Source organism: Chitinophaga sp. 30R24 (assembly GCF_049056765.1).
GTDB lineage: Bacteria > Bacteroidota > Bacteroidia > Chitinophagales > Chitinophagaceae > Chitinophaga.
The window spans coordinates 24,376-50,930 of record NZ_JBJGXX010000004.1 but is presented as its reverse complement, the minus strand read 5'-3'; the positions used below and the strand labels follow the sequence as shown (position 1 = coordinate 50,930).

The window sequence follows — 26,555 nt, the reverse complement described above, 5'->3', positions numbered from 1 at the left end:
CATTAAAAACTGTTGATTCAGTGGGCGGGGAAATATTTCACTTTCAGGGCCAACATTGGCATTTACTGCCCGAACGGGCTATTTATTGGGAAGAAGAAAAAGCATTGATCCTTTCAGACCTCCATCTGGGAAAAGCAGCCCATTTCCGCAAGGCAGGCATTGCCGTACCAGCCGGTATTATCCAGGATGATCTTTTCCGGCTACAACAACTGATCACCTTTTACTTGCCAGAAAGAATCATTGTTGTAGGTGATATGTTCCATAGCCGGGAAAATAATGAAGTACAATACTTCCAGCTATGGAGGCAGCAGTTTTCCAACATCACCATTGATCTCGTAAAAGGCAACCACGACATACTGGCCGACGCCATATATGAGCAACTACAGATCAATGTACACCCCTCCCTTACCCTGCGCAGCATTCATTTCATCCATGAGCCCTGTGAAGACAGCAATGGTTATCAATATACCTTTTCCGGGCACCTGCATCCTGCCTTTGTGATGGCTGGCGCAGGCAAACAACGATTGCGCTTACCCTGCTTTTACTTTGGCCGCTATTGTGGCATTCTGCCTGCATTCGGGCACTTTACCGGCCATGCTAATCTGGACCCAAGTATTTCAGATACTGTTTTTGTAATAGCCGGAAAATCCATTATCAGGGCACAATGATAAAACTATAGCATGAAGATAGCCTGGCACAACATATACATCCATCCGCTTCCCGAAACGCACCGCTTCCCGATGCTCAAATACGAGCTGATACCCGACCAGCTATTGCGGGAAGGCGTTATTACCCCCGCCCAACTGTTTACGCCGGCACCGGCCAACGAAGCCGCCATCCTGCTTACCCATACCGCAGCTTATTGGCATCAGCTAAAAGCACAGGAGCTGCATCCCCGTGAGCAGCGGAAAATCGGCTTCCCACAATCGCCTGAACTTACCCTACGGGAAATAGTGATTGCACAAGGCACCATCGACATTGCCTTACATGCACTGGAACAAGGACTGGGATTTAATGTAGCCGGTGGTACCCACCATGCTTTTGCCGGTCACGGGGAAGGGTTTTGCCTGTTAAACGACTTTGCCATCGCTGCCAACTACCTATTGCAGCAACAACGTATCCGGCAAGCGCTTATCATAGACCTGGATGTGCACCAGGGCAACGGCACGGCTGCCATCTTTGCTGATAACCCAGAAGTATATACGTTTAGTATGCATGGCGCACACAATTATCCTTTCCATAAAGAGATATCCGACTGGGACGTGCCACTACCCGATGGCCTGGACACCAGCGGCTATCTCCAACTGCTGGAAGCTGCACTGCCAGTATTAATTAACCGGGTAAAGCCCGATATTGTCTTTTACCTGTCTGGAGTAGACATCTTGTCTACCGACAAATTCGGGAAACTACAGGTAACCCAACAAGGCTGCCGGGAGCGGGACGAAATGGTGTTCCATTCCCTGAAAAAGCATCATATCCCTTGTGCGGTGGCTATGGGCGGCGGTTATTCCCCGCATATCCGCGACATTGTAAATGCCCATTGCAACACCTTTAAAGCAGGCATCGACATCTACGGATATTAACACAAAAAGGCAGGCATTATCATTATGCCCGCCGCTGCTGCGATCTATTTGCTATGAAGCGCCTTACCTTAGCCCTGGATAATTTTCCCGTCTCTCATAAGTAGTTGCCGGTCGCTCATAGGCGCCAGTTCTTCGTTGTGGGTAACGATGATAAAGGTTTGCTTTAATTGGTCCCTCAGCTCCAGGAAGAGATGATGTAATTCGCGCGCATTCCGGGAATCAAGGTTACCGGTAGGTTCATCGGCCATTACTACATCCGGATCATTGATGAGTGCGCGTGCTACCGCTACCCTTTGTTGCTCTCCGCCTGAGAGGGCATTGGGTTTATGGTCCAGGCGCTCTTTCAGGCCCAGCGTTTCCAGCAGGAACTGTGCTTTTTGTTGTACTTGGCTTTTGCGGACCCCTGCAATATAACCAGGTATGCATACATTTTCAAGGGCAGTGAATTCAGGCAATAGGTGATGGAACTGGAAAATAAAGCCAATATGTCGGTTTCTGAAATCGGCCAGGGTGTTTCCTTTTAAACCGGTCAGATTGACATCATTGAGCCAGATCTCTCCGGTAGTGGGCGTATCCAACGTTCCCAGGATATGAAGTAACGTGCTTTTACCAGCACCGGAAGATCCTACTATTGTAACAATCTCTCCTTTACTGACAGTAATATCCACGCCCTTCAAAATGGGTAAATTGGAATAATTTTTGGTAACATTGCGAGCGGTTAGCATAACTCAAAGAAAAGTAATTAACCGATAAAATAGTAAAAGTTGTTTATTTCAAATTAAATAATACTTTTGCGAAAAATTAAAAAGTAAAAATTTTAATAAGATGTACTGGACATTAGAATTAGCTTCATACCTGGAGGATGCTCCATGGCCAGCTACTAAAGACGAACTTATCGACTACGCCATTCGTTCCGGTGCACCGATCGAAGTAATCGAGAACCTTCAGGAGCTGGAGGATGAGGGAGAAATTTATGAGGGGATTGAAGATATCTGGTCTGATTATCCGTCGCAGGATGACTTCTTCTTTAATGAGGATGAATATTAACCAGTGTTGCTGACAGCACTCCCGTTCACACTATGACAAATAATTTATAAGCCGCTTCTGATGAGGAAGCGGCTTTTTATTTTGTTGAAGAGGTAGTTTGATGTTATTTTTCCATCGCTTCGATCACCGGTTTGGATACGCCGGTAAAAGAGAAACCGCCATCATGGTAGAGGTTCTGCATGGTAACCATTTTGGTAAGGTCTGAGAACAGCGCCACTGCATAATTAGCACATTCATCTGACGTAGCATTACCTAATGGGCTCATATTCTCTGCGTAAGAGACAAAGCCGTCGAAACCTTTCACACCGCCACCAGCAGTTGTTTTCACTGGAGACTGGGAGATCGTGTTGATACGTACTTTCTTATGCACGCCATAGTGATAACCAAAACTGCGGGCAATAGACTCCAACAGGGCTTTGGCATCAGCCATTTCGCCATAGTCTGGGAATACCCTTTGTGCAGCGATATAGGACAAGGCAATAACAGATGCCCATTCGTTTAACGCATCCAGTTTATAAGCTGTTTGCAGTACGCGGTGCAAAGACATTGCAGAGATATCGAATGTTTTGTGATTGAAATCGTAGTCCAGGTCAGTGTAGGTTCTGCCTTTACGGATGTTCATGCCCATTGCTACGGAGTGAAGAACAAAGTCGATTTTTCCGCCAAAGTGCTCCATAGATTTGTTGAACAGGTTGGCCAAATCATCCATATTGGTAACATCAGCCGGAATTACGGGTGCCTTACAGGTTTCTGCCAGTTTGTTGATCTCACCCATACGCAGGGCAATAGGAGCATTGGTAAGCACAATTTCAGCGCCTTCTTCCACGCAACGCAGTGCTGTTCTCCATGCAATAGATCTTTCGTCTAATGCGCCGAAGATGATACCTTTTTTCCCTTTTAATAAGTTATGAGCCATTTGGTCAAAAATTAATTTCGGCAAAAATAGTCGTTATAGTTGAAAAAAAAAGATATTAACATTGAGCTTCCAGCATTTACAAAAAAGGCTGTAGATAAAAACGGGTTATCTGCAGCCAAAAATGTTTAATAAGTGCCCTGTTGAATCTGTTTATTTTACAAGCATTGCCAGCTTACGCTTCGCTTACTGCCAGCATTTCCCTCGCATTTTCCAAGGCAGCCGCGGTAGGCTTTTCTCCGCTCAGCATCTGGGCAATCTTATTCACCCTTTCCTCTTCCAAAAGTAAACGTACATTGGTTGTTACTTTATCCGCCTTTGCATCTTTATATACAAAGTAATGTGCATCCGCTTTACCTGCAATCTGCGGCTGGTGTGTGATACAGATGATCTGATGGGATTTGGCGAGATCTTTCAAAATAACTCCTACCTGGCGGGCAGCCTCTCCGGAAATACCGGTATCTATCTCATCAAAAATGAGCGTGGGCAAGGCTACTGACTGCGCCACCAATGATTTAATGCACAGCATCAGCCGGCTTAGCTCTCCTCCGGAGGCCACCTTGCCTACCGGAGCAAACTGATTGCTCTTATTGGCATCAAATAAAAATTCAATGGTATCCTGACCATAAGGATTTAACTCTCCTATGGTGATCTCTACTTTTAAACGGGCGTTAGGCATACCCACCTGTGCCAGCAAAGCATTTACATGCTTTTCGAAAGGCGTTGCCTGCTCCTGGCGCTGAACAGTTATCACCGCTGCCGCTTGCTCTAATTCACCTTTTAAGCGGGCTTGCTCTTGTTCCAATGACAACAGCTGATCATCCAGGTTCAATACATCTTCCACTTTAAGCGCCAGCGCCGCTTTAATGGCCAGTAATTCGTCGGTGGTATGCACGCCATGCTTCTTAAACAAACGGTAGCCCAGGGCCATCCTTTCGTTCACCAGCTCTATACGTTGTGCATCGTACTGCACATGGTCGTTGATCTGTTCCACTTCGCCGGCAATATCCTGTAATTCGAGATAAGCTGATAACATACGTTCTGCTACAGCAGGCATGTCTTTATGAAATGAAGATAACCCCTGCAAAGACAACTGTAGATGTTTCAATTGTTGCAATATAGGCTGCTCATCTTCTTTTAACTGGAAATAAACCTTGTTTAAAGCGTTCTTGATCTCTTCTGCATGACTCAATGTTTGCAGCTCTATTTCCAGGTCTTCTATTTCATTGGGATTAAACCCTGCTTCAGTTAGCTCTTCCAGCAGAAAACGGTTATAATCCAATTCTTTGTTAGCACTGTCGCGGTTGTCGAATAGCTGTTTGTATTGCTTTTGTACCTGAACGTATTGAGCAAATCCTTGTTGATATTGCTGCAACATAGCTAGTTTATTAACCAGCGCATCCACCACTTCCCGTTGAAAATCCGCATTGCCCAGGGCCAACGTATCAAATTGCTGGTGCAAGTCTACCAGGTAACCGCTTAATTCAGATAACTGGGAAATATTTACCGGTGTATCATTCACGAAAGCGCGGGATTTTCCGGAGGCACTTACTTCCCGGCGGATGATCAACTGATCTTCAAAGTCCAGCTCATGCGCCTCAAAGAAAGCGGCTACCTGGGATTTCTTTATTTTAAAGAATCCCTCTATCACACACTTTCCTGTTTTATCGAACAATACCCCGGGATCGGATCTTTCTCCCAGTATCAGGGAAAGCGCACCTAACAATATAGACTTACCTGCACCGGTTTCCCCGGTGATTACATTCAGGTTCCCGGAGAAGTCTACCTCCAGGTGATCGATAATTGCGTAATTTTTGATCGTTAATCGCTGTAGCATATAACAAGGAAAATTGGGGATTTTTTAATTTCACGGAATTAAAAAATGCCAAAATAACTCAGGTTCCGTTTACCCGCTGAATGCCTGCTTTGGCCCGCTGGTCAAGGGAATTTTTATAATCATGGCCTTTCATGTTCAGACAGTTCTGATAACATTCTATGGCCTTCGCTTTCTCTTTTCTTTTTTCGTAAATATAGCCCATTTGTAGGGAAGCCCTGGCAGCATAATATTCCGGCCGGTTGCTTCCTACTTTCACAGTTACCTCGTACATAGAAATGGCCTGGTCGTCTTGCCCGTTTTCATCATAAATACGGCCCAGCCGGTAGGCATATTCCAGCTTATCTTCCATCGCCGGAAAATCGGCTGCTTTTTTGGTTAGCAACATGGCCAACGCTTTATTAAAGTAGCCACCATCACTAAGCAGGCGTACTTTCAACAAAAAGGGATTAGGCCATTTACCAGTTTTGGCTTCTTTTAGTGCCTGTTTATCTGCATCTGTTTCCAATCCTCCCTTGGTAAAGATCATAGCCCGGTATTTATCTGCCGCCGCCTGGTTGCCTTCCAGGTAATACGACCAGCTTAACCGCTGCAAACACTCTTTTACATAAAATCTACCCCTGAAATTATTGATAAACCGTTCCAGGTAAATATGCGCGTCTGTATCCAGCCTGGTTAGCTTCAACAGCCCGAGCACATAATCGGCATACTCAATATCTGCATATTCCGACGTCTCCATACGATCCTCCAGTACTTTTAGCCCGGTAGACGCCTTTTGATTGTTTAAAGACAGGTTAGCCACCATCAAAGCGAAGAGATAGTTGTTCTTCGTATCCAGCTTCTTGCGTTGCAGGAACTCCCAGGTTTCTTCCGGCTTATTCACTATAAAGAGCATGAGATAGCAATAATAGTAATAAGATTCTTCCCTGAACATTTTTGCTTCCGGTGCATCACTCTCAATAAACTTGTTCACATTGGCCATCCCCTGCTTCATACTGCCTTTCAGACCCAGGATATTAGTAATCCACTTATAACCTTCCGGAATGGTACCGAATACCGTTTGCATGGCTCCTAACAAAAGGTTGTTAGGTACAAAATCGGGAAAGCGTTGCTGGTTCTCCTTCAACATCATATAAGCTTTCCGTACCTCCCAGGTAGCATCCCACTTTTCATCAAACTTCACCTTGATCATCGCCCACTGAAACTTAATAGCAGCTTGGGTATACAAAAAATAGGGAGAATCTTCCGGACCTTCCGCCATTTTATTCAAACGAAAATTCCTCAGACTCCTTTTACGGGAATATTCTGCCGGGTCTTCATTAAAAAAGAGCGGAAAGAAATCCGCGTAGTTGTCCAGGAAATAAGGCGCTAGGTTATCCGGGTGTTCTTTCTTTTCTGCTTCCAGCAATGCCTTTCCGGTACTCAACCGCAACTGCATAATGGCATCATATGCCTGCTCACACCGGGCGTTAAAATCAAATACTTTTTGCCTGGCACTCACAGTCCCACCAACACATAGCAACAACAACAATGAAAAAATAATACGCATACGGGAAAATATTCCAGGATTAAAAATCAAATCTCACATATCATCCTATAAATCCCAAATAAACAAATCATATTTTTTAAAGTTGCATGGTGCATCCAACTCCCTGCCACAAAATAAAAGAACTACTACGCAAGGTAACTGCGTAGCAATACAAAGCTAATATAATTAGTAAAACAAAACTAAATTAATTAGTATATTTTTTAATAATGTAAAGGAGAACTGCACGAATCCTACGCTATCTTTTCATTTTCAAATAGTTACACAAATTACCTCCATTCCTTTGAGGGATTCCTAGTTATCCACACAAAAAAGAGCACTCTTGCACACATGTAAGGAATCACTAAAAGCAGTTTTATCTCCATCTGCTTCGAGAGAGATATCGCCTTTAACAGCCAATAAAAAAGGGGACATCTCAATTATTTTTGAGATGCCCCCCTTCCTTTTTCTCCTAAACAATACTAGTAATAGGAAATAACTTTTTCACCCCAGGTACTCAAACAGCCTTTCAGATTCGTATATCTCATACGTACCCTGTAGGTATTATGTATAGGCATTTCATAATTGGGAAATATAAAACCATCTTCCGGTATAGGTCCATTATAGTTGTAGGTATAATTTACCGAGATACCTGTGATCTGTACTTCTATATTTGACAAGGCATACTTTTCAATGTTCCGCTCATAAAAGGCAGGATAGGCAAACCGGTGAACATTATTCAATTCACCATTGTCAGTATGCGAATAAAGATTCACATACCCCTGCAGATTACAGGTGCTAAGCGGATATAGATTGCTGATGGCGGTTATGTCTCCTGCCGAAAAATCCATCACATCTACGTAAGGACTGTTAGGATTGTAAAAACCATTGAATACAGATGCAGGATCCTGTGTGGGGGTACCAGGGATATAATTGGCTCCCCATATCGATTGCCCTTCTCCGATGGCATCCCAGTCGGTATGCCTTAATCCTACCATGTGTCCCATTTCATGCATCAGCATACGTACTAATCTGGGCCATCTCACCACAGTATTATACAATGTTGATATATACGCCTCATCAACAATGATGTTATAACCTGGCACACCGTTAGCATCCGGATAACCAGGAAAATCAGCAACAGCAAGGTTACCAGATCCTATAGGCTGGTTGATAATTTTCCAGTCGTATGGTTCTTCCCCGTTATAGGTAATGTAAAAGTTAAGATTACTGCCCGGAATCAGGTTCCATTTGCCCAGGGCATAGGTTACCTCATTATAAAGAAATGTAGGTGTTCCTTTTGGCAAATATATTACAATGTTATTCTTTGTCAACAGGGTATTGGTACTAGCATGTCTGCCGGTGGCATCTTTTGACACTTCAGGAGCAACTATATTCTCCAGCTTCAAAGTGTCTAGGAACGATTTGGCAAAAGTGTAATCACCCTGCGTAACAATATAGGCACCAGTACTTTTTACCCGGGTAGTATCAAATCCTAGTTTATACAGACGGATAAGATAACGGGATTCAATTTTTTCATCCGGTGTGGCTGATGGTTTAACTTCCGATTTTTTGCAGGAGCTAAAAATGGCTGCTGCGCACAGCGCCAGCAATAAAAAGCATTTGGTTGTTTTCATGGGTGTTTATGATATAGGGTTATAAATGCTACAGATATAATAGGACCAGGGCAACTCAATTACAAAATACCAGCTGTGAAATCATTAATGGAATAATACAGGTTAACAAATTATTACCAATTAAAATTAAAAGAGGATGCCTCAAAAGTATTTTGAGACATCCTCTTTTAATTTCTTATATTATTTTGTCCTTCGTTACTTAGATAGTAATGCTGGCCTCGAGGTCGTTATCCACCAGGATACGGCCGCAATGTTCGCAAACGATAATCTTTTTGTGCTGACGGATCTCTGCCTGACGTTGAGGAGGAATGGCATTGAAGCAACCACCGCAAGAATCGCGCTCTACGGTTACTACCGCCAAACCATTGCGATAGTTCTTACGGATTTTCTCGTAAGCTTGCAGTAAGCGGGGATCTACCTTGGTTTTTGCGTCTTCACTTTCCTTACGGTAAGATTTTTCTTCTTTATCAGTTTCTGCTATAATCTTCTCCAGTTCACCTTTCTTATGCTTCAGGTTCGCTTCTTTATCAGCAATGGCTCTTTTAGCAGTTTCCAGTACGCGACCTTTTTCTTTGATCTCTTCGTTCGCGTCTTTAATATGTTTTTCAGCCAATTTGATTTCCAACGCCTGCATCTCCATTTCCTTGGTGATCGCCTCAAACTCGCGGTTATTCTTCACATTGTCTTGCTGCTTCTCATACTTCTTGATCAGCGCTTCTGCTTCTTTGATGGCGTTCTTCTTACTGGCAACGAAATCCTGGATACCTTTCATCTCATTTTCGATATGAGACTGACGGGTGTTCAAACCTTCAATTTCATCCTCCAGGTCTTTTACCTCCATCGGCAACTCCCCTTTCAGCACCTGGATCTCATCCAGCTTGGAATCAATCTTCTGTAATCTCAATACAGACGCTAATTTTTCTTCAACGGAATATTCTTTTACGGTTGCCATGTATTATAAATAATTTACCGGGTTTGTTTTAATCGTAGATTTAAGAGGCGCAAAATTACGGAATTTTTCAGTCAATATATGATAAAATAACTCCACTGTAAACTGCTCGCTCTCAAAATGTCCTATATCTGCTATAACCAATTGATTATCAGCATCAAAAAATTCATGGTATTTGAAATCTGATGATATATACACATCTGCCCCAGCCCCTATAGCCTGTTTTAACAGGAAGCTGCCAGCCCCGCCACATAAAGCGACTTGCTTTACCAAACGGCCCCTTAATGGCGTATATTTCACACAACCTGTCTGAAACTGTGTTTTTACATATTGTAAAAACTGCATCTCGTCCATAGCCTCCGGCAATATGCCTATCAATCCCGAACCTACTTGCTGGTAGGCATTGTCCAGGCTCACTATGTCGTAAGCCACCTCTTCGTAAGGATGGTGACCTAACAAGGTCTGCACTATTTTGCCTTCCAAATATACCGGAAAAATTACTTCCAACTTTATTTCTGCCTCAAAATGTCTTTTTCCCGGTGTTCCTACATACGGATCAGTTCCCTTATCGCCCTTAAAAGTGCCTTCGCCTGCGCCATTGAAGCTGCATTCGCTATAATTGCCAATATGTCCGGCGCCCGCAGCAAACAAGGCTGCCCTCACTTTCTCTACATCTGCTTCCGGCACAAATGTGAATAACTTTTTCAATAATCCCCGTTTAGGCTGTAACACCCGGCACTGCTCCAGCCCCAGCCGGTTGGCCATAACGGCGCATACCCCGTTATGCACATTGTCTAAATTAGTATGGGCGGCATATACGGCAATATCATGCTTTATCGCTTTAATGGCTACCCGCTCTACATAGTTATTCCCATTGATCTTTTTTAACCCGCCAAACACGATAGGATGATGGGCAATCACCAGGTTACATCCCCGGGAAATAGCCTCATCAATCACTGCCTCTGTGGCGTCTAGCGTAAGCAAAACATTGGTTACCTCCTGCTCTGCCCTGCCAAAAATAAGCCCCGCATTATCATAGCTTTCCTGGTACTGTAAAGGGGCAAACTGCTCAATGGCCTGTATAATCTCTTTTATTTTCATAGCTGCAAAAATTAATGGTTCATTGCCGGCATCAACTACATTTGCAAAAAACTAATTTTTTATGTCCGGAAGCAAATCTACAGCAGAACAATATGCCGATTACAAAATAAAAATGCAAAAAATTGCAGATGTAAGAAATGCCATGGCTGTACTCGGCTGGGACCAGGAAACCTACCTACCGGAAAAAGGCGCGGAGTTCCGCGGACAGCAACTTACCACGCTCAGCACCATTGCCCATGAAATGTTTACCGCTCCGGCATTGGAAACAGTGCTGCAAACGCTAAAAGATAATACGGAACTATCACCTGTAGAAAGAAAAAACATTCTTCTCTCTGCTGAAGATGTGGAAAAAAACAAGAAATATCCCATCGCTTTTGTCGCTGAAATGTCGAAAGTAACCAATGAAAGCTACCATGCATGGATAAAAGCCCGCAAAGCCAACGACTTCCAACTTTTTGCGCCAGCCCTCTCCAAAATGGTTGAGCTCAAAAAGCAGGAAGCCGACCTCCTCGGATATGAAGACCACCCATATAACGCACTGCTCAATGAATACGAAAAAGGCGCCCACACCGGTATGCTGGATACTATTTTCGATGAAGTAAAAGTCAACCTCCCCCCCCTGTTGGCGCAGATAGCACAACAACCACCCGTTGATAAAGATTTCCTGCACCTGCACTACGATCGGGATACCCAATGGCAATTTGGACTTTCTATATTGGAAAATATGGGCTACGACCTCAAAGCCGGACGACAGGATATTTCTGAACACCCTTTTACTACCAGTTTTAATCCATTGGATGTAAGGGTAACCACCCGCATAGATGAAAATGATTTTGGCAACATGACCTGGAGTTGCATCCATGAAGGTGGTCATGCCCTCTATGAACAAGGGCTGCCTACTGCCGAATATGGCCTGCCTTGCGGAGAAGCCGCCAGCCTGGGCATCCACGAATCCCAATCCAGATTGTGGGAAAACAATGTAGGCCGCAGCCTCATTTTCTGGCAACATCATTATCCACGCCTGCAACAACTCTTTCCACAAAACCTGGGCGCCATTTCGCTGGAAAGTTTCTATAAAGCGATCAACAAAGTACACACTTCCCTTATCCGCACGGAAGCAGACGAGCTTACCTATCATTTCCATATCATGATCCGCTATGAAATTGAAAAAGGATTGATAGATGGCAGTATCTCTGTAAAAGACCTGAAACACATCTGGAACGAATACTACCGGCAATACCTATACGTAAATGTACCAGATGATGTACAGGGTGTGCTACAGGATATCCATTGGTCGCATGGCAGCTTCGGCTACTTCCCCACCTATTCCCTGGGTAGCTTCTACGCCGCGCAATTCTATGCAGCCGCCCAGCAACAGATACCGGCACTTGATGGGCAAATTGCTACAGGTAACTACCAACCTTTACTGCAATGGTTGCGTACCCATATTCATAGCTATGGCAGATATTATACATCAAATGAATTATGCGAGAAAGTAACCGGAAAGCCACTGGAATTCGGGAAATTCCTGGATTATGCCCGTGCTAAATATATCGGGTGATTTACTGTAAAATAAAACATCGGCAGAAACATAAACTAAAATGCTTAGCAGCAACCAGGCATCACCTGTCTCTGCTAAGCATTTATCTATTTATACCATCAGGCTTAAAACCACCTGATTATTTCAAGCCCATTTCTAACTCAGCCAACGCTATTACCCCTTGCTTTCTTGCTACTTCTTTTCCGTCTTTATACAAAATAAAAGTAGGTAAAACATTGGCGCTGATAGCCTTCATTACTTCCTGGTCTTTACCGCCATCTACCTGTACCTTTTTTACCTGTTTATGATCCTGGAAGAATTTTTCCAGCACAGGCTCCATTTGTTTACACGGAGGACACCAGGATGCGCCTACATCCGTCAGCACCCAACCTTTTACATTAACCGCCCTGGTGTAATCTTCCATACTTAACTGCGGTTGATTATCGGCCACACCTTCCAGAGGCTTCCCTGCCTGTTTCCAAGCATTAATACCACCTGTGAGCTCTACTACTTTGTTAAAGCCATTTTCCCTCATCCATTTGGCAGCAGCAGTACTACGGCCACCACTGAGACAATAAATATACACCGGCTTATTTTTGTCCAGGTACTGCACACGGTCTTTGAATTCGTCTCTTTTCGTAAAGTCGGCCTGTAAGGCATGAGGTAAATGCCCGGTATTGAATTCATCTGCTGTACGCACGTCAAACACCTGTATACCAGGTTGTTGGATATCCTTCTCGAAAGCTGCGGCATCTTCTGCCTGCCTGTTCTGTGCCATCAGTGAACTCCCTATCAGCATCACCCATGCTGCTAATAAAAATCTTCGCATAAAGTTTTAAGTTTCGGCATAAAGTTAATAAACAACTCATATCCTTGTCTGGCCGGATGTGAATTATAACAGCCCTGTAAGGTTTTTATATCAAAATAAGGAGTGAACAACTTCCGGTATTCTTCTTCCGTTCCGCCAAATGGTGGGCCGGCTTTGGGAAACGGACGATTGAACAATACACCTGCCAGGTGACCGCCGGGTTTTATCAACTCATACATATGCTTTACATAATCTGGCCGGCGGGAAGGATCTATAGCACAAAAAAAAGTTTGCTCCAATACCAAGTCGTAGCTACCTTGATGATTGAAAAAATCTTCCTCCAGCACTTTCACCCGGGTACGGGCAAATTTTTCCTTCAACCGCGATACCAGTATAGGGGCAATATCCAGCACTGTAACGTCACTGAACGCCTGCCCTGCCAGATAGGCCGCTTCATAACTATTGCCACCACCGGGAATGAGTATACGAAGATCCCGGTCCGTAATTTGATCTATATATGCTTTCAGGGGAGGAGACACTTCGCCCATATCCCAACCGGTTTCTCCACTGATATATCGTTCGTTCCAGAACTGACTATCCATCTTCCTTTTCTTTTATGCTAAGTTACAGCCATTCAACCACATACATAAATACATCGGTTTTCCAAACATTATTATTATTTTTATACTTTGAAAGTACACCTATGAACCGGCCTTACGGCCAACCCTTTGCCATGAAAAGCCTACGATATTATCTACAGATTGTCATAAGACAAATTTCTTATTACCTGATTCCCATTATTGCCATGGCTGCTTCAGCCAATGGGCAATCGGTTAGTATTAAAGCCGATAAAACGGCAGGATGCCCACCTTTCCTCGTTAATTTTACGGCTACGCTGGATGGCGGCTATCAAAAAATAGAATGGGATTTCGGGCTGGGAGCCAATGTTACCAACGACCTCACGCCTTCCAAAACTTTCCAGACACCAGGCATTTATCACGTAAAGCTTACAGCTACCTACAGCGCCACCAATGTAATTGTAAAACTATTGGATGTGCAGGTGTATGATAAGCCCACCGTAAAATTTACTACGCCTAACACCACGGGCTGCGCTCCTTACATGGCGGTTTTCACAGACCAATCCGTTCCTGGCGATGGCAGCATTGACAATATCACCTGGGATTTTGGCGACGGCGGCGGCGCTACCGGCGCTTACGTTACCCATACTTTCACTCAACCCGGCACCTATAATGTGATCAGCGTGGTCACCAATTCCATGAAATGTTCCAGCTCCGGCGACCCGGTACCTATTAAAGTACAAATGGCGCCTACGCCTTCATTTATAGCCGATAAAACACAAAGCTGCACGGCGCCGCTCACGGTAAATTTTTATAACACTACCGTAAATAATTCTCCAGACCCGGTTACCTATACCTGGGATTATGGCGATGGCACCACCGGGCAGGATAACCAGCATACCTACACGAAAGAAGGAAGATATACGGTAAAACTCACCGCTACAACTACTGGTAACTGCTCTGCCCCACTCACCAAAACTGATTATATCGTCATTGAAAAAGTAAAGCCGGGTTTCACTTTTTCCAGCGCTTGTGCAGGACAGAACATCATTTTCACCAATACCACGCAACCTACGCCAGAACAGGTAATATGGGCATTTCCGGATGGCAGTACGCAAAATACGCTTAATGCTGTCAAAGCATTTACAACACCAGGCGATTATATCGTTAAGATGCAGGCTGGCCTGGGCGATTGTATGGAAGAAATACAGCAAACCATACACGTAGATCCTTCCCCAGAGATTGATCCGGTAGCCGCTCCGCAAAAGAGCTGCAGCCTGCCGTTTACCACACAATTCAATGCACAATCTGTTGGCGCTGTTTCCTGGCTGTGGGATTTTGGAGATGGTACCACGTCTACACTCGAAAACCCTTCCCATACCTATACACGGGAAGGCACCTATTCCATCCGGCTTACAGCAACCAATACAGCAGGCTGTAACACCACAGTTGATAAACGGAATTATATCAACATCGCAAAACCAAATGTTACTATTTACCGCAGCATAGCGGAAGGGTGTATTCCCTTGCCAGTCGACTTTTACACCGAGCTGGATATTGCCGATCCTATTGCCAGTTATAGCTGGGACTTTGGTGACGGCAGTATTTCCACCGATGCCCGGCCTACTCATATTTTCACCCAGGAAGGCACCTTTTACGTAACAGTAACCATTACCACCACCACTGGATGTACAGCTACCGCTACCACTATTATCCGTACCGGTATACGACCCGTAGTGGACTTCATCGCCACACCGCTGAAATCATGTGCTAAAGATCCGATACAATTCACCAACTTATCTTCTCCCCGCGGTACCTCCTGGAACTGGACCTTTGTACAAGACAACAGCACCAGCCAGGAAGAAAATCCCAATCACCAGTTCAATGAAATCGGAAGTCACGATATTATTTTGGAAGTAAACAACAATGGTTGTCGTGAGCAATTGATCAAAAAGGATTACATCGAGATCATACCACCCATTGCCAGGTTTACTACCGTGCCGGATTGCGTGAACCCATACCACCGGACGTTCACTGATAATTCCACCTTTGGCCCTATCCCCACACCCGTGCAAACCTGGTTTTGGGAATTCGGTGAAAGCGGCGCTACTTCTACCGATCAAAGCCCGGATTTCACCTATACCACGTCCGGTATTAAACAAGTAAGGCTAACCATTGATAACGGTATCTGTACGTCCACTTTTACCCAATCTATTAATATTATCGATGAACTGCCGGTGATCACACCCGACAAGAAACTGTTGTGTAAAGGCGACCAGCTGCAGGTAACTCCCGGAGCAGTGAACAATGGTAACATTAACGAATATGACTGGGATTGGGGTGAAGGTGGCCCTGTACAAACAATACCCGCCTACAATTATGATCCGGCCAACGGCATCTTCCACCAATACAACCAGGCCAGTACCTATACCATCAAACTAACTATTGTAGATAAAAACGGTTGTACCCGGGAAGCGGCTCCTATCGTTATTGAGGTGAACGGACCTGATCCTGATTTTAACTATATTGGTAAAAGCTGTAAGAATGAAACATTCACATTCACTGATAGATCCACTGCCAACAGCGGTAACCAGATTTTGAACTGGGAATGGGATTTCGGGGATCAAACCAGTAAAGAAAACTATACTTCCCAACCACTGAACATCAAACATCAGTATACTAACAATAACGACTATACGGTTATACTCACCGTTACAGACAAATTTAATTGCGTAGCCAGCGCGCAAAAAACCATTCACTTCGATAAAGTAAAGGCCGACTTTATGGTGCCTTCCAATATTGCCTGTCTGGACAAAACATTTACGTTCGTAGACCAGTCAGACGGGGATGTCCAAAGCTATATCTGGGATTTTGGCGATGGAACAACCGGTAGTGGAAATAGACCAAATAAAATATACAATGCACCCGGCAAATATGATATAACGCTCAACATTGTGACCACCGCAGGCTGTACAGACCAGATCAGCAAAACAAGCATAGTAACTGTACCGGATCCTAAAGCATCTTTTACCATTCCAGACAACCTTGACCTTTGTCCGCCGGTAAAAGTACTGTTTACCAATACCTCCACAGACTATGTAAACGCTAACTGGGATTTCGGAGACAATGGCACGTCCAACAAAAACGACCCCGACGAACATATCTATGCACGCGCCAAAACCTATAACGTAGTACTCACCATATATTCGGAAGGTGGCTGTACCAGCACTTCCACATTACCTATTACTATCAATGGCCCGGATGGTACCATGACAACTACGCCTACGCAAGGTTGCGTGCCGTTAGACGTTAACCTCAGCGCCACCGCGCTTAAAACCAGCAATTACATGTGGGATTTCGACGATGGCACCGTTATCGTTACCAATACGCCTGTTTCTCCGACACATACTTATACCAAAGCCGGTATTTATTACCCCAGGGTATCCCTACAAGACGACGAGGGCTGCAGCGTAAAAGCAGAGGGAAATGATAAGATCATTGTGGATAAAGCCACTGCAGATTTTTCTTCAGATGATATAAAAGCTTGTGGCGGCGGACTGGTAAGCTTTGAAAATAAAAGTCAAACACTAACCAAAGACTCACTGGAGCTGGATTTCACCAACGCATGGGATTTTGGCGTACCTGGCAGCCCGGATAATACCGCCAACACGGCGAATGGCTCATTTAATTATCCGCAACCAGGAACAACTAATGTAAAGCTCACCGTTACCAGCGCTTATGGCTGTATAGATGAAAAAACACTGCCAGTAGTGATCCCTCCACAACCAGAACCAGTGATAGCGCCGGTATTGCCATTGTGTGCATCCGGTAAGATCCAGCTTTCAGGCAGCGATAACAATCAAGTACCATCCCCTAAATGGCTTTGGCAGGTAGATACCGACAAAACGTACGACCAGCAAACGCCGCCTGAAATTACACTCAACAAACCTGGTACTATTCCCGTTACCTTAACACTCACTAACCCCGATGGCTCCTGTCCCGCTACAGCAACAGCCAGTGTGGTGGTAAATCCAATACCGGCATTAAGTCCGTCCCCTACTAAAGCAGCTATTTGCCTTGGTGCGTCCTTGCAATTGCAAGCCAATACCACCAACAATGTAAGTGTGCAGTGGACCGACTATAATATTTCAGATGCCAGTAGCATATCGCCAGTAGTAAAGCCGGATATGGATACAGTATATAGCGTAATAGCTACTAACGAATTCGGCTGTACGAACGAAGCTGCAGTACCGGTAACGGTGGCACAACCATTTAAAATATATGCCCTCGACCAGGAGATTTGTGCCGGCGAAAGCGTACAAATGCAGGCGGGCGGAGCTTTACGTTATCAATGGATTCCTTCCCGGGGACTGAACCGCAGCGATATCTCCAACCCAATAGCTACTCCGAATGACAATATCACCTATCAGGTAGTGGGCTATAACAACAGCACCTGTTTCACTGACACAGCATTGGCTAAAATATACGTACGTGCGGCGCCGGTAGTAAATGCCGGCCCGGATATGGTTGTATCTATAGGATCGGTTATACCATTACCTGTTACCGGCAGTGAAGATATCATCGACATTACCTGGACGCCGATAACCGGTCTTAGCTGCTACGACTGTCTAACGCCAACGGCTAACCCAGCAGACGACATTACTTATCATGTGAAAGTGACCAACCGGTTTGGTTGTGAAGCGAAAGATGACATTACCATTAAACTGGTATGCGATAACGGAAATATCTTTATTCCCAATACTTTCTCCCCTAACGGAGATGGGCAGAACGATGTGTTTTATGTACGGGGGAACGGTATGCAAGCCATCCGCATGTTCCGCATCTTTAACCGTTGGGGCCAATTGGTATTTGAGCGGGCAGGCGGCAGCACTAACGACCCCGCCTCCGGTTGGGATGGGCGGTTCAAAGGCGTACCGGTGAATCCGGATGTATTTGTATACTATGTAGAAGTAATTTGTGATAAAGGCGGAGCAAACTTGCTGAAAGGAAACGTTACGCTGATCCGGTAATTGCAGATGGGTGAGTGGTCTGCTAAACAGCTGACGATAGCAAGCCCACTAACCCATCTTACAGCAGCGCACGCTATAACATAAAAACAGCCGTAAGCACTGGCAATATTCACGCAAAACCGGTCATCTTCAATCACATATATTAAATTCAAAAAATCAAAAAATTATATATGTTATTTTTGGTAATTTGCGAAATTATTTAGATAATGGAAAACCTGTGTACCTATGAAATACCTAGAAGCAAAATGCTTAAAACCATGGCTGCTCCTAATATTCCTGCTGCAAGCGAATAGTTTATTGGCGCAAAAAGCAGACTTCACCTATACAGCCAATCCGGGTAGTTTGTGTACACCTGTTACCATTATTTTAAAAAACACCAGCACAGGCAATCCTATTTCGTACAGCTGGGATTTGGGCGATGGCAGAACCTCCCATGAATCCGACCCACAGGTAACCTATACAGGCGGTGGCCCTGTTAAAATCACTTTAACTGCGCAATACCGGGTAAGCGGCGGCGTAACCACCAGCACTTACTGGCGTGATTTGGTAATAGGCGCCACACCGCAGATTGCCTTTTCCGCAGATGTCACCAAAAGCTGTAAAGTGTTCACAGCCAACTTTACAGACGCCACGCCCGGGGCGGCCACCCGTACCTGGGATTTCGGCGATGGTACAGTGGTAACTACCAGCAACGCCTATATATCACACAGCTACACCAAAGCAGGCAAATACGATGTTACCCTTACCGTTACCAACGTAAATGGCTGTACGGCTACCTTAAAAAAAGCGGCTTATATAGATCTTTCCTTACCGGAAATCACACTACCGGAAGCCTTATCCGGTTGCGTACCCTTTAATGCAGCTTTGTCTGCCACCGCTACCAACGATGTTAATGATCCAGTAGTATCCTGGGCCTGGGATTTCGGCGATGGCAATACCCAAACCACCAGCAATGGCAATGTAAACCATACCTATCCGCAAACAGGTACTTACAATGTAGGTGTTACTATTACCACACGCAGCCAATGTGTGATCACCCAATCGTTCGATAAATATATTCATACCGGTAATCCACCCTCCAGTGTAAGTTTTACCGTAACACCCGACAATACCTGTGTAGGCGATCCCGTTAGATTACTGGCCAACGCCAACCACGCAGATACCTATAGCTGGGACTTTGGAGACGGAACTACGCAAACAGGCAGTAGCAACGATATCAGACATGGATTTAACGCCAACGGCACCCTCACCATACAGATGAAAGCCGGTAGCAATGGCTGTTTCACCCAAGCGCCTCCGGCCACAATATTGGTAACCGGGCCTGTTTCCCGCTTCAGCGTATTAAGGGATTGCACGGATAAAAGTAAATTCACCTTCACCAACAATTCCATTGGTATTACCTCCAACACTACTTTTGAATGGGATTTCGGAGATAACTCACCACTAGTATACACACAGGATGCTGTACATAATTACACCACGCCAGGTAACTATACCGTACGCCTTACTATTGGAGAAAACGGCAACAATTGCCACCATAGCAGCTTCCAGACAATATATTATTTCAAGGCAGATTTCACTACCGGCGTTAGCTCCATCTGCCGCGGTACTACAGCTACCTATCAGGTACTGAATGTGCCACTAAACCTGGTAAGCAGTTATACCTGGCTACTGGGCGATGGCACTCAATACACCACCACCAACCAGAGCTTTGTAAAAACCTGGGCTACCGCCGGCAGTTTCGATGACCAGTTGACCATTCATTATAATGATCCGGCCTACTGTGATGATATTGTATTTAAAAGCGCTAATATCAACATCCTGGCTCCCAAAGCCGATTTCAGCGTAGGGCCGCTCACTTGCGCCGGCCAGTCGGTAAGCCTGATCAATAATACCATTACATCACCGAATATCCCGATCACCAACTGGAACTGGAACTTTGGCAATGGCCAAGTTTCCACTGCCCAAACTCCGCCAGGTATCGAGTATACCACTTCCGGCAACCAATCCGTAAAACTGGTAATAAAAGATGCACGCAATTGCATGGACTCTGTAGTACATACCATCAACATACATCCTACCCCTTATGTGAAAGCTTCGGCACAACAACCGAAAATATGTGAGGGCAATAGTGTAACACTCAATGCCCTATCAGACGGCACAGTGCAATGGCTATCCGCTCCCGGCCTTAGCTGTATATTCTGTAATGATCCCGTGGCTACTCCGCAAATCAATACACGCTATCTGGTACAGGCAACTAACGTTTATGGTTGTACGGTATTAGATTCTACCGACGTTACCGTAGTCCCTAAAGTAAATCTTACTGTCAGTAAAGACACTATTGCCTGTTACGGCAGCTCTATCCAGTTAAGGGCCTCTGGCGCCACCCTTTACAACTGGACACCAGTAACCGGTTTAACAAACAACACGATTGCAGATCCGCTAACTACGCCTATCGAAGACATTACCTACCAGGTAACCGGCACCAACGATGCCATGTGCCCTATGAGTGCACCATTATCCGTAAAAGTGTCTGTAAAACAAGCGCCACAAGTATATGCAGGTAAAGATCAAACCGTTACCGTAGGCGATGTGGTAAGGCTAATGGCAAGTGGTAGTGCAGACATCATCAGATGGCAATGGAAACCATCCGATTACCTGGACAATCCTGCTTCTCCCTATGTAACCGCAACAGTACGTAAACCTATTACCTATAGCATTACCGGTACTAACGAATACGGCTGCTCAAAAACAGATATTGTAAACGTTGATCTGATCTGTAACACCAACGTGGTTTTTGTACCTAACACCTTTACGCCCAATGGCGACGGACAAAATGATATTTTTTATCCACGGGGTAAAGGCGTAAGTATGATCAAGTCGTTCCGCGTATTTAACCGTTGGGGACAGGAAGTACACCACCGGGAACGCATCAACATAGATGATATTAACACTGGCTGGAACGGCAATTTCAACGGCAAACCACAGCCGGCAGACGTATACATCTACTTTATCGAAGCATATTGCGATACCAACGAATTTTTCCAGCTGAAAGGCAACGTAACATTACTCAGATAAATATTTAACCTGGCTAACATGAAAACCATATACCGCATATTACTGACAACGGTTCTCTGCATGACGGCTGCAGTACAGCTGTACGCACAGGATATACACCTCTCTCAGTTCTATGAAACGCCCATTCTGCGCAACCCCGCTCTGATCGGCATCTTTAATGGGGATGTACGCGTACAGGCTGTTTACCGTAACCAGTGGAACAGCGTTACCATTCCCTATCAAACCGGTACCTTAAGCGGAGAGATCAAGTTTCCGGTAGGACGCAGCAATGACTACGTTACCACCGGCCTGCAACTTACTTACGACCGGGCAGGTACTTCTAAACTGCAATCCACGCAGATATTCCCCGCTATCAACTACCATAAATCACTCAGTGAATATAAAACCAGCTTTTTATCGCTGGGATTTACAGGCGGATTAACACAAAGACAGTTTGATCTTGCCAACATGACATTCAATAACCAGTATACCAGCGGCCGCTTCGACCCTACAGCACCCACCGGTGAAGAAGGCAAACTGGCGTATAAAGGGTACAGTTACCTGGATGCTGGTGTAGGCCTCAGCTACAATAGCGTAATCGGAGAAGATGTGAACTATTATTTTGGCGTAGGCTATTATCATTTCAACCGGGCAAAAATTTCGTTCTATAACAACCAGAACATCGAAATGGACCCTAAATTAACTATTAACGCAGGGATCACCATACCGGTAGAAGAACGGGTAAAAGTAATTGCCCAGTACAACCAATTACACCAGGGCACTTATTCCGAATACATTGGCGGCGCCATGATCGGATACGGGCTGATGGACCAGGGGCTGGAATCTACCCGGGCTATTTATGGCGGTCTTTTTCTCAGATGGAACGATGCGGTGATTCCGACCATCAAAATTGATATGGACAAGTACGAAATAGGCATGAGCTATGATACCAATATTTCCCAGTTGAGAACTGCCAGTAAGAGCTTTGGCGGCTTCGAAATCTCATTGGTATTCAAAGGGTTCCTGAACAGTAGGAACTCTACATTGGAAAGCGTTAATTGCCCTAGGTTCTAAAAATCTATAAATCAAGGCTTTATACGTAAGCTTTTCAAGCGTTAAAATTTACATAAAAAAAAGGAGACTGCTAACAAAATGGCCTATGGTTTGTTATTTTTATATAGGCATTGTGGCTTAGATGCACTGAATTTATCAAACAATAATTAGGAAATATTTGAAAAAAATTTTATTTTTATAATACTATGTGGAAAACCTCTACCCTTATTCTTATAACAGCTTTTAGCCTTTTGTCCTTAATTGGCAAGGCACAGAGCGAGAAAACCCAACCCAATCCTGACGGGGGTAGCAAAATTGTGAAATTATATCCCAATCCTGCTACTACCATTATCAATTTTGTGATAGATCAGCATAATAACGACCACTTATACGATCTTATTGTATATAATTTCCTGGGAAAGAAAATTGATCAATTAAAAGGAGTGGGTAACCGTACCAGTGTAAACCTGGATAATTATTACAACGGTTTATATATTTTTCAATTACGGGATCAGCGGGGAAACTTAATAGAATCGGGGAAATTTAACGTAGTCAAGTAACAGATCATATCTGGCATCAAATAAAAAAGGAAAAAGTCACGATTTACATCGTGACTTTTTCCTTTTTTATACCTTAAACTACTTCTACGATCAAAAATTTCAGGTAGGTAGTATTTTCTATATTTCTGAGGATAGGATGGTCTTGGGCTTGGGTTTGGAAGGTTACCTGCCGTAACCGCTTTTTAGCATCCTTTGCCGCCGCATCCACCGTTTGCAGGAAGAGGTCGGGCGCCACCAGGTTAGTGCAGGAAGCAGTTACCAGGAAACCACCTGGCTTTAATAACTTCATGCCCCGCAGGTTGATCTCTTTATAACCGGTAACAGCTTTCTGGATATTTTCCCGGCTTTTGGTAAAAGCAGGAGGGTCCAGTATTACCACGTCAAATTTCTTTTCTTCCCGGGTCCATTGTTTCAGCTGGTCGAAAGCATTTACTGCCTGGAAGCTACAAACGTCCTGCAGGTTGTTTAGCTCCGCATTTCTACGGGCAGTGTTTACAGCGGTTTCGGAAATATCCAGTCCTAATACACTTTTGGCGCCGTAAAAACCAGCATGGCAAGAGAAAGTACCCGTATAGCAGAAAGCTTCCAGTACGTCGGCGCCTTTCACTATGTGCCTGATTTCCCGGCGGTTATCCTGTTGATCCAGGAAATAGCCCGTTTTCTGGCCATTCACAATATCTACGTGGAAACGAAGGCCATTTTCATTAATAATGATATTAGTATCGAAAGGGGCGCTCAGGAATCCCTTTTGCTGGGCCATTCCTTCCAGTTCACGTACCGGTACATCGTTCCTTTCGTAAATGCCTTTAGGAGAAAAGATACGGTTTAAGGCATCCACAATAGCGCCTTTCCACTTTTCCATACCCAGGGCCAACGTTTGCAATACAAAGTAATCATTGAACTTATCAATAACCAGGGCAGGCAAATCGTCTGCTTCTCCGAAAACCAGGCGGCAATTTTCTACATAGCCGATCTTTTGCCGGTATTCCCAGCATTTGAGCAGCCGTTGATAAAAGAATTCTGCATTGATTTCCTCATTTTTATCACGGGTAAGCAGGCGTACCAGGATCTGCGACTGCGGATTGATGTATCCGCGTCCCAGAAAGAACCCTTTATGTGTATAAACATCTACAATATCGCCGGGATTTACGTCGCCTTTTATTTCTCCCACTTCATTTCCAAAAATCCATGGATGACCTTGTAAAACCCGGTTCTGTATCTGCTTCTTTAAAAAAACTTTTGTCATTTATTATATTTCGAGGGGCAAAGGTAAGATTTAGCGGCTAGCTTTCAGCCTTTCCCTTTCAACGGAGGATTTTCCTGCCTTTTTGACGCAAAACCGCTATTGGCAAAGAAATTGACTGCTTACCCGAGCAGACAATTATTACTTATTATGACAGAAAACGAAAAAGACATGCAGACAAACGGACAGGCTAATCCTGGTAACGAAAACGAACAAAGCATGCCAGCCGAAAATATAAGCGATAGTGTGAATACAGAGAGTGAGGCAAGCGAAACATCAGAATTGGAGAAGAAAGACAGGGAAATTAGCGAAATACGTGATAAGTACCTCCGGTTACAGGCCGAATTTGACAACTACCGTAAACGTACCGCCAAAGAACGCATTGAACTTATGCAAACGGCTAATAAAGAAGTTATCATATCTTTGCTGGACGTACTGGACGATACAGAAAGGGCAATTAAACAATTGGAGAGCACCACAGATATTGATGCTGTTAAAGATGGCGTAATGCTGGTGTTCAATAAATTGAGAAGTACCCTGCAAGCCAAAGGGCTGAAGCCAATGGAGAGTATACACACCTCATTTGATCCGGACCTGCATGATGCTATTACTGAGATACCCGCTCCTTCGCCGGAACTGGTAGGAAAAGTAGTAGATGTGCTGCAACCTGGCTACTACTTGAATGACAAATTGATACGTCATGCAAAGGTAATAGTAGGCAAGTAAGATGACGATGTGGCATAATCTCTAATAATTGCCTATGCTGATTGCTGAATAAATATTATTTACCGAAACAAAATCCAGTGCCTTGCACTGGTGATAAGTGATTTTTATAATGTCTACCAAGAGAGATTATTACGAAATACTGGTTGTTGCCAAAACTTCCTCCCAGGATGAAATAAAGAAAGCTTACCGCAAGGTGGCGATGCAATATCACCCTGACCGCAACCCAAATAATAAAGAGGCGGAAGAAAAATTCAAAGAAGCAGCTGAAGCTTATGAAGTACTGAGCGATCCTGATAAGAGAGCGCAATACGACCGCTTTGGCCATGCTGGCATGAATGGCAATCGTGGTGGTGGTGGATATGGTGGCGGTGGTATGAACATGGACGACATCTTCTCCAACTTCGGTGACATTTTCGGTAACGATGATATTTTCGGCAGCTTCTTTGGCGGCGGCGGTGCGCGCAGCGGCGGTGGAAACCGTCGTGGACGCGGTACCCGGGGCTCTAACCTGCGGGTAAAGATCCGTCTCACCTATGAAGAAATAGCAAAGGGCGCCAACAAAAAGATCAAAGTAAAGAAATACGTTCCCTGCCAGCATTGCGGCGGATTGGGTGCAAAAGATAAAAATGCGTTCCAATCCTGTAATACTTGCGGCGGTTCCGGCCAGGTAAGAAAAGTTACCCAAACTTTTCTCGGACAAATGCAAACCGTTACTACTTGCCCTACCTGTCATGGTGAAGGCCAGATCATCACCAGCAAATGCGGCCACTGTAAAGGTGAAGGCCGTATGTATGGCGAAGAAATGGTAAGTATCGACATCCCGGCAGGTGTACAGGAAGGCATGCAACTGAGCATGAGCGGTAAAGGAAATGCCGGCGAAAGAGGCGGCGCTCCCGGCGATCTGCTCATCCTGATCGAAGAAGAACCACATCCAGAACTGCAACGCGATGGACTCAATGTAGCTTATGACCTGCATATTTCCTTCCCAGACGCTGTATATGGCACCTCCCTGGAAGTACCTACCATCGACGGTAAAGCCAAAATTAAAATCCCTGCCGGTACGCAAAGCGGTAAAATATTCCGACTCAAAGGCAAAGGATTCCCTTCTGTGAACTCCTATGAAAAAGGAGATCAGCTGATACATGTAAATGTATGGACACCGCAAACAGTGACCTCAGAAGAAAAAGCCATGCTCGATAAATTACAGGCTTCCGATAACTTTAAACCCAATCCCGAAAAATCAGAAAAAGGATTTTTTGAAAAAGTAAGGGATATTTTTAGTTGATCAGATAACACTTGAAAGTATCATACAAAAGCTATTGTAGCGGATTATCGCAACCCTGCTACAATAGCTTTTTAATTGCTACCCTG

At 44.6% G+C, this 26,555-nt stretch carries 20 protein-coding genes; 10 read left to right on the top strand and 10 right to left on the bottom strand.

Annotation, left to right across the window (positions count from 1 at the left end; translation table 11 throughout):
• Positions 1-20: 20 nt before the first annotated feature.
• Entirely contained in the window at positions 21-668 is a 648-nt protein-coding gene (gene pdeM, locus ACDQ55_RS12220; RefSeq protein ID WP_420981679.1) for a ligase-associated DNA damage response endonuclease PdeM, read from the top strand.
• A gap of 12 nt (positions 669-680) precedes the next feature.
• A complete protein-coding gene (locus ACDQ55_RS12215) occupies positions 681-1,583 on the top strand; it encodes a histone deacetylase (protein ID WP_420981678.1) in 903 nt (300 codons plus the stop codon).
• A gap of 68 nt (positions 1,584-1,651) precedes the next feature.
• On the opposite strand, the gene ACDQ55_RS12210 is transcribed toward ACDQ55_RS12215, so the two are convergent.
• Positions 1,652-2,308 (bottom strand): ABC transporter ATP-binding protein, encoded by a 657-nt coding sequence (locus ACDQ55_RS12210; protein WP_420981677.1) that lies wholly within the window; start codon positions 2,306-2,308, stop codon positions 1,652-1,654.
• Positions 2,309-2,408: 100 nt separating this feature from the next.
• On the opposite strand from ACDQ55_RS12210, the gene ACDQ55_RS12205 reads away from it, so the two are divergent.
• The gene (locus tag ACDQ55_RS12205; protein WP_012794455.1) at positions 2,409-2,630 is read left to right on the top strand and encodes a DUF2795 domain-containing protein; all 222 of its coding nucleotides are present in this window, start codon (positions 2,409-2,411) and stop codon (positions 2,628-2,630) included.
• Between the two features lie 103 nt (positions 2,631-2,733).
• Here ACDQ55_RS12205 and ACDQ55_RS12200 read toward each other — a convergent pair whose 3' ends face one another.
• The 6 genes from ACDQ55_RS12200 to ACDQ55_RS12175 form a co-directional block, all read right to left on the bottom strand.
• Positions 2,734-3,546: an enoyl-ACP reductase FabI gene (locus ACDQ55_RS12200; protein WP_420981676.1), complete on the bottom strand. Its 813-nt coding sequence runs from the start codon at positions 3,544-3,546 to the stop codon at positions 2,734-2,736.
• A 172-nt stretch (positions 3,547-3,718) separates the two neighbouring features.
• On the bottom strand, positions 3,719-5,380 hold the full coding sequence (gene recN / locus ACDQ55_RS12195) for a DNA repair protein RecN (protein WP_420981675.1): 1,662 nt from the start codon (positions 5,378-5,380) through the stop codon (positions 3,719-3,721).
• A gap of 58 nt (positions 5,381-5,438) precedes the next feature.
• Positions 5,439-6,926: a tetratricopeptide repeat protein gene (locus ACDQ55_RS12190; RefSeq protein ID WP_420981674.1), complete on the bottom strand. Its 1,488-nt coding sequence runs from the start codon at positions 6,924-6,926 to the stop codon at positions 5,439-5,441.
• A gap of 458 nt (positions 6,927-7,384) precedes the next feature.
• A complete protein-coding gene (locus ACDQ55_RS12185; protein ID WP_420981673.1) occupies positions 7,385-8,539 on the bottom strand; it encodes a M57 family metalloprotease in 1,155 nt (384 codons plus the stop codon).
• Positions 8,540-8,738: 199 nt separating this feature from the next.
• On the bottom strand, positions 8,739-9,491 hold the full coding sequence (locus ACDQ55_RS12180; RefSeq protein WP_420981672.1) for a zinc ribbon domain-containing protein: 753 nt from the start codon (positions 9,489-9,491) through the stop codon (positions 8,739-8,741).
• Between the two features lie 3 nt (positions 9,492-9,494).
• The gene (locus ACDQ55_RS12175; protein ID WP_420981671.1) at positions 9,495-10,589 is read right to left on the bottom strand and encodes a Nif3-like dinuclear metal center hexameric protein; all 1,095 of its coding nucleotides are present in this window, start codon (positions 10,587-10,589) and stop codon (positions 9,495-9,497) included.
• A 61-nt stretch (positions 10,590-10,650) separates the two neighbouring features.
• Between ACDQ55_RS12175 and ACDQ55_RS12170 the strand changes: the two genes are divergently transcribed.
• Entirely contained in the window at positions 10,651-12,150 is a 1,500-nt protein-coding gene (locus ACDQ55_RS12170) for a carboxypeptidase M32 (RefSeq protein ID WP_420981670.1), read from the top strand.
• 118 nt (positions 12,151-12,268) lie between these two features.
• On the opposite strand, the gene ACDQ55_RS12165 is transcribed toward ACDQ55_RS12170, so the two are convergent.
• Positions 12,269-12,958, bottom strand: a complete 690-nt coding sequence (locus ACDQ55_RS12165; protein WP_420981669.1) for a rhodanese-like domain-containing protein — start codon at positions 12,956-12,958, stop codon at positions 12,269-12,271.
• On the bottom strand, positions 12,940-13,539 hold the full coding sequence (locus ACDQ55_RS12160; RefSeq protein WP_420981668.1) for a methyltransferase: 600 nt from the start codon (positions 13,537-13,539) through the stop codon (positions 12,940-12,942). Before ACDQ55_RS12160 ends, ACDQ55_RS12165 begins: the two co-directional genes overlap by 19 nt.
• A gap of 131 nt (positions 13,540-13,670) precedes the next feature.
• On the opposite strand from ACDQ55_RS12160, the gene ACDQ55_RS12155 reads away from it, so the two are divergent.
• The 4 genes from ACDQ55_RS12155 to ACDQ55_RS12140 all read left to right on the top strand — a co-directional run bounded on the left by ACDQ55_RS12155 (position 13,671) and on the right by ACDQ55_RS12140 (position 23,215).
• Complete coding sequence (locus tag ACDQ55_RS12155) at positions 13,671-18,545, top strand: PKD domain-containing protein (protein ID WP_420981667.1); 4,875 nt, start codon at positions 13,671-13,673, stop codon at positions 18,543-18,545.
• 225 nt (positions 18,546-18,770) lie between these two features.
• Positions 18,771-21,623, top strand: a complete 2,853-nt coding sequence (locus tag ACDQ55_RS12150) for a PKD domain-containing protein (RefSeq protein WP_420981666.1) — start codon at positions 18,771-18,773, stop codon at positions 21,621-21,623.
• A gap of 18 nt (positions 21,624-21,641) precedes the next feature.
• Positions 21,642-22,676 carry a PorP/SprF family type IX secretion system membrane protein gene (locus ACDQ55_RS12145; protein WP_420981665.1) on the top strand — a complete coding sequence of 345 codons (1,035 nt, stop codon included), beginning with the start codon at positions 21,642-21,644 and terminating at the stop codon, positions 22,674-22,676.
• Between the two features lie 230 nt (positions 22,677-22,906).
• On the top strand, positions 22,907-23,215 hold the full coding sequence (locus ACDQ55_RS12140; protein WP_420981664.1) for a T9SS type A sorting domain-containing protein: 309 nt from the start codon (positions 22,907-22,909) through the stop codon (positions 23,213-23,215).
• A 73-nt stretch (positions 23,216-23,288) separates the two neighbouring features.
• Here the strand turns inward: ACDQ55_RS12140 and ACDQ55_RS12135 are convergent, their stop codons facing one another.
• Entirely contained in the window at positions 23,289-24,461 is a 1,173-nt protein-coding gene (locus ACDQ55_RS12135) for a class I SAM-dependent rRNA methyltransferase (RefSeq protein WP_420981663.1), read from the bottom strand.
• A 147-nt stretch (positions 24,462-24,608) separates the two neighbouring features.
• Here ACDQ55_RS12135 and ACDQ55_RS12130 point away from each other — a divergent pair, with 147 nt between their 5' ends.
• Both ACDQ55_RS12130 and dnaJ read left to right on the top strand, forming a co-directional pair.
• Positions 24,609-25,184, top strand: coding sequence for a nucleotide exchange factor GrpE (locus ACDQ55_RS12130; RefSeq protein WP_420981662.1), 576 nt, complete (start codon positions 24,609-24,611; stop codon positions 25,182-25,184).
• 109 nt (positions 25,185-25,293) lie between these two features.
• Positions 25,294-26,469: a molecular chaperone DnaJ gene (gene dnaJ, locus ACDQ55_RS12125; protein ID WP_420981661.1), complete on the top strand. Its 1,176-nt coding sequence runs from the start codon at positions 25,294-25,296 to the stop codon at positions 26,467-26,469.
• The last annotated feature ends 86 nt before the right edge of the window (positions 26,470-26,555 follow it).